At 30.5% G+C, this 11,430-nt stretch carries 9 protein-coding genes; 3 read left to right on the plus strand and 6 right to left on the minus strand.

Annotation, left to right across the window (positions count from 1 at the left end; translation table 11 throughout):
- Positions 1–19: 19 nt before the first annotated feature.
- On the minus strand, positions 20–1,033 hold the full coding sequence (gene dusB, locus IPP08_01365) for a tRNA dihydrouridine synthase DusB (GenBank protein QQS67806.1): 1,014 nt from the start codon (positions 1,031–1,033) through the stop codon (positions 20–22).
- A gap of 108 nt (positions 1,034–1,141) precedes the next feature.
- Complete coding sequence (gene ruvC / locus IPP08_01370) at positions 1,142–1,720, minus strand: crossover junction endodeoxyribonuclease RuvC (protein ID QQS66850.1); 579 nt, start codon at positions 1,718–1,720, stop codon at positions 1,142–1,144.
- A gap of 44 nt (positions 1,721–1,764) precedes the next feature.
- Between ruvC and IPP08_01375 the strand changes: the two genes are divergently transcribed.
- Positions 1,765–2,718: a septum formation inhibitor Maf gene (locus IPP08_01375; protein QQS66851.1), complete on the plus strand. Its 954-nt coding sequence runs from the start codon at positions 1,765–1,767 to the stop codon at positions 2,716–2,718.
- 85 nt (positions 2,719–2,803) lie between these two features.
- Here the strand turns inward: IPP08_01375 and IPP08_01380 are convergent, their stop codons facing one another.
- The 4 genes from IPP08_01380 to IPP08_01395 all read right to left on the minus strand — a co-directional run bounded on the left by IPP08_01380 (position 2,804) and on the right by IPP08_01395 (position 7,979).
- Positions 2,804–3,205, minus strand: a complete 402-nt coding sequence (locus IPP08_01380) for a RidA family protein (GenBank protein ID QQS66852.1) — start codon at positions 3,203–3,205, stop codon at positions 2,804–2,806.
- 72 nt (positions 3,206–3,277) lie between these two features.
- Positions 3,278–3,991: a biotin--[acetyl-CoA-carboxylase] ligase gene (locus tag IPP08_01385; GenBank protein QQS66853.1), complete on the minus strand. Its 714-nt coding sequence runs from the start codon at positions 3,989–3,991 to the stop codon at positions 3,278–3,280.
- A gap of 48 nt (positions 3,992–4,039) precedes the next feature.
- Complete coding sequence (gene scpB, locus IPP08_01390) at positions 4,040–4,783, minus strand: SMC-Scp complex subunit ScpB (GenBank protein QQS66854.1); 744 nt, start codon at positions 4,781–4,783, stop codon at positions 4,040–4,042.
- Between the two features lie 250 nt (positions 4,784–5,033).
- Positions 5,034–7,979, minus strand: coding sequence for a hypothetical protein (locus IPP08_01395; GenBank protein ID QQS66855.1), 2,946 nt, complete (start codon positions 7,977–7,979; stop codon positions 5,034–5,036).
- A 273-nt stretch (positions 7,980–8,252) separates the two neighbouring features.
- Here IPP08_01395 and IPP08_01400 point away from each other — a divergent pair, with 273 nt between their 5' ends.
- Together IPP08_01400 and IPP08_01405 are read left to right on the plus strand one after the other, a co-directional pair.
- Positions 8,253–10,217 (plus strand): ABC transporter substrate-binding protein, encoded by a 1,965-nt coding sequence (locus IPP08_01400; protein QQS66856.1) that lies wholly within the window; start codon positions 8,253–8,255, stop codon positions 10,215–10,217.
- Positions 10,218–10,350: 133 nt separating this feature from the next.
- A complete protein-coding gene (locus IPP08_01405) occupies positions 10,351–11,388 on the plus strand; it encodes an ABC transporter permease (protein QQS66857.1) in 1,038 nt (345 codons plus the stop codon).
- Positions 11,389–11,430 lie beyond the last annotated feature (42 nt).

An 11,430-nucleotide genomic window follows, 5' to 3' on the forward strand; every position in this document is an offset into this window, starting at 1 on the left:
ATCTTACTAAACTTATTATTTAAACAATCTCAGATTCATGTTTTTGATAAGCATCCTTAAGTTTCAGAAAGTCTTCAACTTCTTGTGGATATTTCATTAGTCTGGCTTCAATCTCATCATAAGTTTCCATAACAATAATGTCTTTTCTAACTAGGCTGGCTAAAGGTAATCCATGCAAATATCCCCCCCAAAATTTTCTGATTTCTAAAATCCCATACTTGTCACCTTTAAACTCCAGATTATGCCTTAAATGTTCTAAAGATACTTTTATTCTTTCAAGTAATGTAGGTGGGGTATGAATTTCTCCAGTTTTAAGATAATGATGAGCTTCACGGAATATCCAAGGGTTTGTAATAGCAGCTCTTCCAATCATAACAGCATCGGCACCAACTTCAAATGCTCTTTTAACATCATAACAAGTTTTTACATCTCCATTAAGAATTACAGGAATAGAAATTACATTTTTAATTTGTTCAATGTATTCCCATGAAACTAAACCTTCATGCCCTTGATCTCGTGTTCTACAATGAATTGCTAGAGCCGCAATACCTGTTTGTTCAAGCATTTGAGCCACTTCTAGTATTCTTATTGAATTACGATCCCAACCTAACCTAGTTTTTACAGTGACTGGTAGTTTTGTAGAATTTACAACACACCGTACAATTTTATCCATTGCAGGCAAATCTCGTAATAATGCTGCCCCAGCATTTCTAGCAACAACATCTTTTACCCAACATCCACAATTTATATCAATAAAATCTGGTCTGGCATCCTCAGCCATTTGTGCAGCTTTTGACATAGCTTCATCACGTCCTCCAAAAATCTGTATTGCAATTGGTCTTTCATCTTCATAGACAGTTAGCTTATGAAGAGATCGTTTAGCATCACGAACTAATCCTTCACTTGAAATGAATTCCGTATATACAATATCTGCACCAAATTGTTTACATACTCTTCTGAATGGTGCATCTGTAACATCTTCCATTGGTGCTAGTAATAATCCATTCTGAACTTCTATATCTCCAATTTTCATTTTAGCCATAGTGCAAATCTAAATATTCAATGTTGTTTAAAAAAAATTAAATTTAAGGGTATTTAAATTTAAGTTAGTTTTAAATTTAAATGAACAAATAATAAATTACTACTTTATATTTGTTAATTCTTTATTGTTATTTACAAATTCTCCCCATGCTGATCTACCTTTTTTCAATTTAGTTTTTTTAACGGACATTTCAGGCTTGATAGTTTTATTTAACGAGTAATGATGGCAAATTGCAACAGCTAATGCATCTGTAGCATCTAATAAATCATTTTGCTTTTCCTTCAAATTTAAAATTTGTAATACCATATACTCAACTTGTTCTTTTGATGAAGCTCCACTTCCTGTTACAGTTAACTTAATACTTCTTGGTGAATATTCAGATACATGCAAATTTCCTAATGAAGCAGCTAACATTGAAACGCCTCTTGCATATCCAATCTTTAATGTTGATTGAACATTTTTATGGTAAAATGCAGATTCAATTGAACATAAATCTGGTTTACTTCTTTTAATAACTTTTTGTAATCTTAGAAACATTTCTTTAAGTCGAACATCAATTGGGAGTTTACCAGACATTTGAACTACACCACATTCAACTAATGAAAGTTTATCTCCTTCACAATTTATTACCCCATAACCCGTTACTAGAGTTCCTGGATCTATTCCTAAAATTCTCATTATGTTAATATTTTATAAAAACAAACATAACTTTATTCAACTTTATGAAAAATAGTCTTTTAAAATTTTCTTTTGTAATTCTGATTGTTGCTTCAACCTTTTTAATTCCTTCATGTGATTCAGCAAATGGGAATTCCAATAAAGTTATTGTTGATGTATCAAAAGACATTATTAAATCTACGAGTGATGATTTTCAAAAATATTGGTATCAAGGGAAAGCTGAGTTAAATAGATATGAACTTACACAAGCTAGATATGGTGAGCTTCGTCATGGTGATGCAGTTGCAATTTTTGTTACGGAAGATTTTCTTGTTGACAAAAAAATAAAATTAGAAAGTAATCCAGCAGGTCGTGAAAATACTTCAGTGTTAAAACTGAATTTACAAAAAACTTTTATAACTGGAATTTATCCCTATTCTTTAATGTCTTCAGTATTTATGCCAGTTGATAGAGTTAAATATCCAGATGTTTTAAAAACTGTTAGCTCCGGACAAGAATGGTGTGGTCAGATTTACACTCAAATGAATTTAACAAAAAATGGTTATCATTTAAATGAACATTCCTATTTTGAAAAAGAGGGGGATAGAGAAATTGATTTATCGAAAGCTATTGTTGAGGAGGCTTTATTTACTCTAATAAGAATTTCTCCACAAGAATTACCAATAGGAAAAATTAATATTATACCTTCTTCATTATCAAGAAGATTGAGACATGTGGAACCAAAAGTTCATGAAGCAAATGCTATACTTGAGAAAACTTCTGAGGGTATGAAATACAGTATAAATTATACAACAGATTCAAGGTCTTTGACAATAGACTTCCTACCTTCATTCCCCTATACAATTACAGGTTGGTCAGAAACATACATAGATGGGTTTGGTAGTTCGGCAAAAGAATTAACAACAACAGCAAGACTTACTCACACGTTTATGGATAATTACTGGAGTCATCATTCATTGGCTGATACGGTATTAAGATCTAAATTAGGGTTTAAATAATTTTAAAATAATTTGCTACCAATATTGAAACTTAAACAAAATTTTATTACTAAATATTGATCTCAAATTAAATAGGAATGTTTACTTAGTCAATCAAACTGAATACCCTAATTGCAATTGCTTCAATCTCAACTAAAGCATCTTTTGGGAGTCTTGCCACTTGAATAGTTGAGCGGGCTGGAGGATCTGAAGTAAAAAATTTAGCATAAATCTCATTTACTTGATTGAAGTCGTTTAGATCCTTTAAAAAAATTGTTGTTTTAACAACATGTTCCATTTCACAACCTGCGGCATTCAAAACATTCTTAAGGTTGGTCATTGCCATAATAGTTTGATCTGAAACATTCTCAGATAAAGTCCCATCGCTATATAAACCTAACTGACCTGAAGTATAAATAGTTTTTCCCCTTAATTGGCATAGAACAGCTTGAGAGTATGGTCCAATTGGTTCTGGGGCAGATTCTGTGTATATAATTTCTTTTTTCATAAATTAAATATTGAATTTAAATTTTAATAATGTTAAAGTAATTTGTAGAAATATTAAATCTAGTTTTCTGTATCAAAGGTTACTGATTAAGCAAATAATTTCACCATCATTTTGAACTACTTTAAAATGTCCAAATTCATTAATACCAATTCCAATACCTTGCAGCTTTTTCCCTAAGTAGTCTTTACTAATAACTTTTTGGTATAAGTAATTAATAGAATTAAACTCTTCAATTTCTTTACTAGATAAAATTTCTGAATTGTTGGATAACTTAATAACAAGCTCATTTGCAACCTCAGTAAAAATAGAATTTTTATCAATAATTTCATTAGAATAATCTTGAAGAAAAGCAGGGTTAATTTGATTATTAATTTGAGTCTTAAAATCAAATTTCATCAAATTCAGACCAACCCCTAAAGCCAAATGAATACTATTCTTATGAGTTTTGGCTTCACATAAAATTCCACATAATTTCCCATGATTTACAAACAAATCATTTGGCCATTTGAGCTTAATTTCCTCAGAGCAATATTTTTGTAAAACCGAAGTTAATGCTATTCCAGTTCTAATTGGAATTAGAGATGCATTTGAATGAGATGAAGGATAAATTACCACTGAAAACAATAAAGAATTTCCAATTTCACCATGCCAAAATCTACCAATTTGTCCTCTACCTTTTGTTTGATAATCTGCCAGAATAAAAGTAAATGGATTGCAATTATTTTCTGCAAATGAAAAGGCTAAATCTTGAGTAGATTCAACTTCAGTAAATTTAATAATTTCCAATATTAGTTCAATATTTTAATTGCTCAAAAATATCAAATAGAATCATTTCTAACTTTTAGAATGTGCTACTGCTTCTTCAATATTTTCTGCATTAGCTTCTTGACTTACAATAACAATCTCAGGCTTCATTGGAGCAAAAGCACCTTCTTCCATAAGTTCATCTATTTCTCTTAGTTTTGGCAAATCATTTACTGATTTCAAACCAAAAGTACGTAAGAAATCATCCGTTGTAGAATATAATAAAGCTCTACCAACCGACTCAGATCTCCCCGAAATAGCTAATAGATTTCTTTCCATTAAAGATACTATAACTTGGTCGCTGTTAACACCACGAATAATTTCAACTTCAGATTTAGATATTGGCTGCTTATAAGCAACAATTGATAAAGTTTCTAATGCTGCTGGAGAGAGCCTACGTTTAATTTTATCTTTTGATAATAGGGCAACATATTTCCCATATTCTTGAAGGGTCGCAAATTGAAAACCACCAGCAACTTCAACAATTCTAAAAACTCTGTTTGTTTCATTAAAAACAAAATTCAAAGAATTTATTACATCTCGAATCAAATCGTTATCAAGACCTTTTTTCTTTGAGCCTAAGCTAACTTCTTGAGACATAACTTCATCAAGACTAACATCTTGTGATGAATCTTCTATGTTTGTTTCAATTGTTAATCTGTCATCATCTCCAGTCAATAAAGAAATAATTTTTCGAGTTGATAATGGCTCTTCACTAGCAAATAATAGGGCTTCAAGGATTGGAGACAAAGTCTCTTTTGTATAATTACTCATATATAAAAAGAAGAAAAATTCTAAAATTAAAATTTAAAAAATTGAATAGTTAGCAATGAAAGACTAAAATTTAACAAAATTGAGAAAGAAAAAAAGAAAAAATAAACTCTGCGAATTTAAACATTAATGTAAGAATTAACTTAAATCAAATGTTGAATTTCACAGAGTTGTTTGCCAGTAAAGTAATAAAAAACAAAAATTAAAAACAAGATCAAATAATTATTAACATAAAATAAAATCCAAAGTCAATTTATTTTTGAATTCTTATATTTTGAAAAATCTGTTTTTTGTTTTCACATACTAATTTAATAATATAATTTCCTGATGGAAAATCATGTGAATCAAATTGGAATTCAGAAATACCTGAATTTAAAGATCCATTATGAATTGAAGCAACTTTTTCGCCTAATAAATTAATTAAATCTAGAGTTGCATCTTTTACAAAGTAAGGAACATCAATTGTAATTTTAGAATAATCAAAAATTAAATTTGGGGAAGCTGATAAAGAATACTTTCCACCTGTATTAATTTCAGACTCAATTGAGTTAGTGTTATCCTGAAGTTCAAGAGAAAACCAAGTAGTTTTTGTTTGATTCTGATCTATAGTAATTCTAAATTCATCACCAATTTTAGTAGCATAAAAAGGTTCAGATAACTTATTACCTTTTTCATTTAAAGGTAATACACGAATAGCTTTTACATTTGAATTAACTTTAACTGCTAATCTAGCTTTTACAACATCCATAATCATTGGTGCAACACCCCAACCTTTAGCCGAGTTAGTATCAACCCATTGCCATCCAGTTGGTTCACATCTAGATGAGATTGTAAGAAAGGATCTTCCAATTGTATCTAACTTTTGTTTTGGGTTTATACCAGTCCAAATAACTGTAGAAGTGGCATTTTGAGTTAACGTAGTGATATTCAAATTATCTGTAGTTGCACCTTCCGACCTTGAAAGTAATCCACTTGCACCTTGAACAAAAGGAGTATTTACAGTTAAAACTCCAACACCATACTCCCAATCAATTTCCCTAGTGTCAGTTATTGCATCACCAGCTGTTTGTGGAGGAAAACCAATATCATTTATTTGAGATGGATTTTGAGCATTGATTGAATCAATTACAATTCTGTTAACAGCCATTGTATACCCTGGAAAAGAACCAGGAATTGCGAAGTTCCCCCAATAATTTGATCCACGAGCTAATAAATTAACTCGAGATTCAGATTGTTGAATTTTAATTGTATTATTAGATTTTTTAATTAAGCCGTTTCTAAAAACATTTGCCATTGCAGGCAATACAGCTATAAATGATGGATTCTTACTATTTTGATTCCACTGTGCACTATCAATTACATCTTTAGTAACATCATTTAAGCCTTGACTATAATAATTCCAAACAATACCATCCCAATCTTGATGTAATGCATAACTTGGAAGAAATAATCCCATTTCGCTCATATAGTTATTAGGGAAAGGTTGCTGTACACTTGCCATCAATGGTTGCTTATCATGAGCTTTAAATGATACATCATATAAATTCGTTGCATATCCGTAATACCTAAGTGGCGAATAATTCTGAATTGTCCATTTAGTACCATCATCATTAATATAATCCCAAAAAGTAGTTGTTTGAGAAAAATCTGTATATTTTTGTTTCAAAACATCGTTCATATCACTTGCCCAATAAGACCCCATACCAGTAACTAATTGTTTAGCACCTATATAAGTTTTAATATGATTCATCAAGTCAGCTTGGTAATCTTTATCTAAAAAATTGTAAAATTCAGATTGATCTTGAATTCTTTTTGAACTTAACAAACCTAAATTTCTATTCTGAGAATTTATTCTACCAATATTGAAATTTTCAAGAGTTTCATTGTCTATCAAACCAACAGGTTCGATTTCTTTTATTTTCATATCATCAAATTTCAAATCTCCATCAATATCTCCAAAATAGAAATAGATTGCTATAGGTACAGATGGTTTTATTGGTAAATACATCAAGACTTCATGTTCTTTCCAATAAGGAGTTATACTAACTTTTGTGCTAGTACCAGCATATAAGCCATCAGATGATGCCTCGCTATTCTGAATAATTATATCCCTTCCATTTGGGTTACTACATTTTGACTTAAAAGTTAGTTTGTAGATATGATCAAATTTTAAATCTACAACATGAGCCATATAAGCCCCATAAATATTCCCTTGAGAATTTCTGATTCTAAGTTGGAGAGCTAATAATCCCTCTGGTACGCTATCAGAGCTTGATAGAATTGGAGTTATAGTTGCATCGCTTCCGAATATATTCCAATACTTTTCAAATTCCCCTTCATATCCACCTTCTTTAGATAAATTTGGAAATCCTCCAGTTGGTACATCAGTTTTCCAAGCATTTTTTAAACCTGAAGTTAAGCCATATTTTGTTCTAAGAAAATCTGAAAATAAAGTATCAACCCTCTTACTTTGATGATAAGATAAACTGTAACCATCTTTAATATAATTTACTAATTGCTTTTTGTATAAAGATGAATAACTGCCTTGGTTCATTATCTCAAGCATTGCAATGGTTGGATCATCTTTATAAGCAATTGAAGTAAATTTATTTATATGATTTAATAATAACCCAGAAACAAGTTTGTGTGCTGATCTAGCTTGAGGATAAATCTGATAAACACCTTGCCCAAGCCAAAGAGCAGAATCTGGATATTGTACCCCATCTTCAGGTGAAAGTGCTCTGGCTGAATGTAATGTTAAATATGTATAAATTCCATTAAGTTTTAATTGATAAATAAACCAATCAAGTTTTTTCATTTGCTCTTCGTGTAATTTTCTACCAGATGAAACATCTAAAAAAGAAAATGATTGACCCCATGAATAAATGTTGTCAATGTATTCAAATCTAACTAAGTTAATTCCTAATTTCCTTAAATGTCCAGCAGTGTTAATTGCTGATAAGCTATCAGGGAAAGCTGCACCAAAAGACAAAGCTGTACCAAAAAATTTAACTGGAGTTCCATCCTCAAATTTAAAATTTCCATCATCAGTCTTTAATAGAAAACCATGCTTTCCAGCAATTTCTTTAGGATAATTTGGTAGATATTCACTTTGAGTAGTATCGTCAAGAGGGATATTGAATGGATAACTATTTGTTATTCCAATCCCTTGTGAGAAAACAAAGTTAAACGATATCAAAAGGGAAAAAATGGTTGAAAATATTTTCATAGAAATGGAATGTTAAAAAAATCAGAAAAAAATTATTAAAAGAATTTAATACTTAGTTATATTGCTAAATCAAAATGTAACAGTTTGTGTCAGATTAAATAAATTCATTTTTATTCAATTAATTGAGTTTTAGTTCTTAAATATTGAATGGAAGATTTTATTTAAAAAGTATTTTTCAAATCATTGCAACTTAAATAAAAATTTTTATAAATTAATAATTAACTTCTTTTTACTATCTACTTTATGAAGTTGTATAAACTATCTTTGATGTTAGCTACTTGTTCAGTTATGTTAATAGCAGGTTGTAGTGGTGATAAACCTGGATCTGGCAATTCAATTTCTAAAACTGAACCAGTAACTACCGAGAATAAATTTAATGTTCCACCAGGAGCAGATCCAACAATTGCAGATACATTAGGTGGAAAAGGTTTTGAACTAGTTGCTGATAAAATGGGTTGGAAAACTGGAACTATTTCCAAAGAAGATATGAAATATGTAGCCGATGTAAATGCTAAAAAAGGAGGGCAAGTTTCATTTGCATTGATCGATTTTCCAGCAACTTTTAGATCTATGGGTAAAGATGAAAACACTGCAACTACAAGAATGGTTCATCAGTTAGTTTATGAACCTTTAATTACAACAAATCCACTTACACTTGAATTTCTTCCAGTGTTAGCAACTCATTGGAAAATTAGTGATGACAAACAAACTTTCTTTTATAGAATAAATCCTAATGCTCGTTTTTCTGATGGACATCCAGTAACAACTGATGATGTTGTTGCAACAGATAATTTAGGACGAGATTCAACTATATTATCTCCTTATACTAATTCTTTCTATGCTGAATTTGATAAACCTGAAGTAATAAGTAAATATATTTTTAAAGTTCATTCTAAGAAATTAAATTGGAAAAATATGCTTTATTATGGGGGATTGCAATTACTGCCAGCTCATATAATTAAGGGTATGTCAGGTCGTGATTATCTAACAAAATTTCAATATGATATGATGCCTGGAAGTGGTCCATATATAATTCTTCCTAAGGATGTAAAGAAACCTCAATCTCTAACTTTAACAAGAGTTGCTAATTGGTGGGGACATGATGATCCTTTAAATGTGGGGCAAAATAATTTCGATAAGATTACTCTAAAATTTATTCAAGACGAAAAACTAACATTAGAGAAATTTAAAAAGAAAGAGATGGATTTTTATATTGTTGCAAGAGCTAAATATTGGAGAGAGGAATTTAATTATGATGATATTAAAAGAGGTATAGTTCAAAAAAGAAAAATATATACAGATGATCCAACTGGCTTTGGGGGCTTTGGGTTTAATACACGTGAAGAACCATTCAATGATCCTAAAATTCGTGAAGCATTTATTTGTCTATTTAACCGCGAACAATTATTAGAGAAGTTGATGTTCAATCAATATACAATTTCAGATTCTTATGAACCAAATTCACAATATCAAAATCCAAATAATCCAAAGTATAGATATAATCCTGAAAAAGCTGCTCAACTTCTTGCTGAAGCTGGATATACTACAAGAAATCAAGATGGAATATTAACAAAAAATGGAAAACCTTTAGAGTTTGAAATTGGAATAGATCAAAGTGCTGAAAGGATTGTTACGCCTGTGCAGCAAGACCTTAAAAAGGCTGGAGTAAATATGAAAATTCGTTTAATAGATGGAGTAACGAGCTTTAAAATGGTTAACGAAAGGAATTTTAAAATAGTTTATCAAAATTGGGGTGGTTTATTGTATCCAAATCCAATTAGCACTTGGCAAAGTAAATTGGCAGATGTCAAAAATACTAACAACATTACTGGAATGAAAAACAGTAGAATAGATGAAATATGCAATGCTGAACAATCAGAATTTGATCCAATGAAAAGGATAGAACTTTTACGCGAACTAGATGGTATTCTAATGCAAGAAAAACATTATGCTTTAAGTTGGTATGCTGGTTATCAAAGAATTGTGTATTGGAATAATCTATCAATGCCTGAGTTTGGATTAGGGAAGATTACAGATTGGAAAGGAATTTTATCTACATGGTGGTTCGATCCAGACAAAGCTGAAACAGTAAACAAAGGAATGAAAGATAAAACTGTTACAATGCCAATTGGAGAAACAGATGTAAAGTATTGGGATACTTATAATAAAAGTCATTCACAATCAACAATAACTTCAACTGCTAAATAAATAATTTATTTCTCCGCATTAAATTATATCATTTTTTGCGGAGATTATATTTATAAAAATTTTATCAAGTTAATATAAATGTTGAGTACTTCATTGCTCATATTCTTTAATTCATACTTCATACTTCTAAAAGATGTTTAATTATTTTGTAAGAAGATTCCTATTAATAATACCGACGTTTATCGCCTGTACTATACTTGTTTTTACAATTCTTCAAATTACCCCAGGAGGTCCTTTTGAAATGAAAATGATGGAGCTTCAGCAACGAGCAGCTCAAGGTGGAGAAGGAGGTGGAGGCAGTAGTGGCAGTGGCAAAGGTGGTCAAATGGAAATTCCAGAAGAAGCAAAAGCAGAATTGAAAAGATATTTTGGTTTAGATAAGCCTGTTTATATGAGGTACTTAACTTGGTTAAAAAATATAGTGACTGGAGATTTTGGAACATCTTATGTATACTCTGAACCAGTTCTAAATGTAATTACAAGTAAATTCCCTGTTTCTATTTCATTCGGATTAACAGGATTTATTTTAGGATATGCTATTAGCGTACCTCTTGGAATTTTGAAAGCTCTTAAACATAATTCTGGTTTTGATGTTGGTAGTTCTGCCTTAATATTCGTGCTCTATTCAATTCCAGGATGGACAATTGGAGCAATTTTGTTGCCACTATTAGGTGGGAAACTAGGGTGGATACCCTTAGGTGATTTACATTCCCAAGGTTGGGAAGACTTTGGTACATGGAAAAGAATTTTAGATCAAGCCCATCATATGTTGCTCCCACTTTTTTGTTATGTTATTAATGGGTTTGCAATTTCAACAATTTTAATGAAGAATTCTTTACTTGAAAATTTAGGACAAGATTATATAAGAACAGCGTTTGCAAAGGGGTTACCCGAACGAAGAGTAATTTCTGTTCATGCATTTCGTAATTCACTTATTCCTATTGTTACAGGATTAGGTAGTGCATTTGGACTAATTTTAGCTGGTTCATTTTTAATTGAAAAAACATTTAACCTTGATGGGATTGGTTTGTTGGGTATTAAAACTTTACAAGCAAGAGACTATTCAGTTGCGTTAGGAATATTAGTTATTTCACTTGTTATTCAACTTGTTGGTAACATTTTAAGTGATTTGATTTATGCTTCAGTGGATCCTAGAATTAGATTTAGTTAATTAATTTATTAATTTTTCTATTCTTTTCTTCTTAAAATTTAT

Source organism: Chlorobiota bacterium, assembly GCA_016700335.1.
In the GTDB taxonomy this organism is placed as follows: domain Bacteria; phylum Bacteroidota; class Ignavibacteria; order OLB7; family OLB7.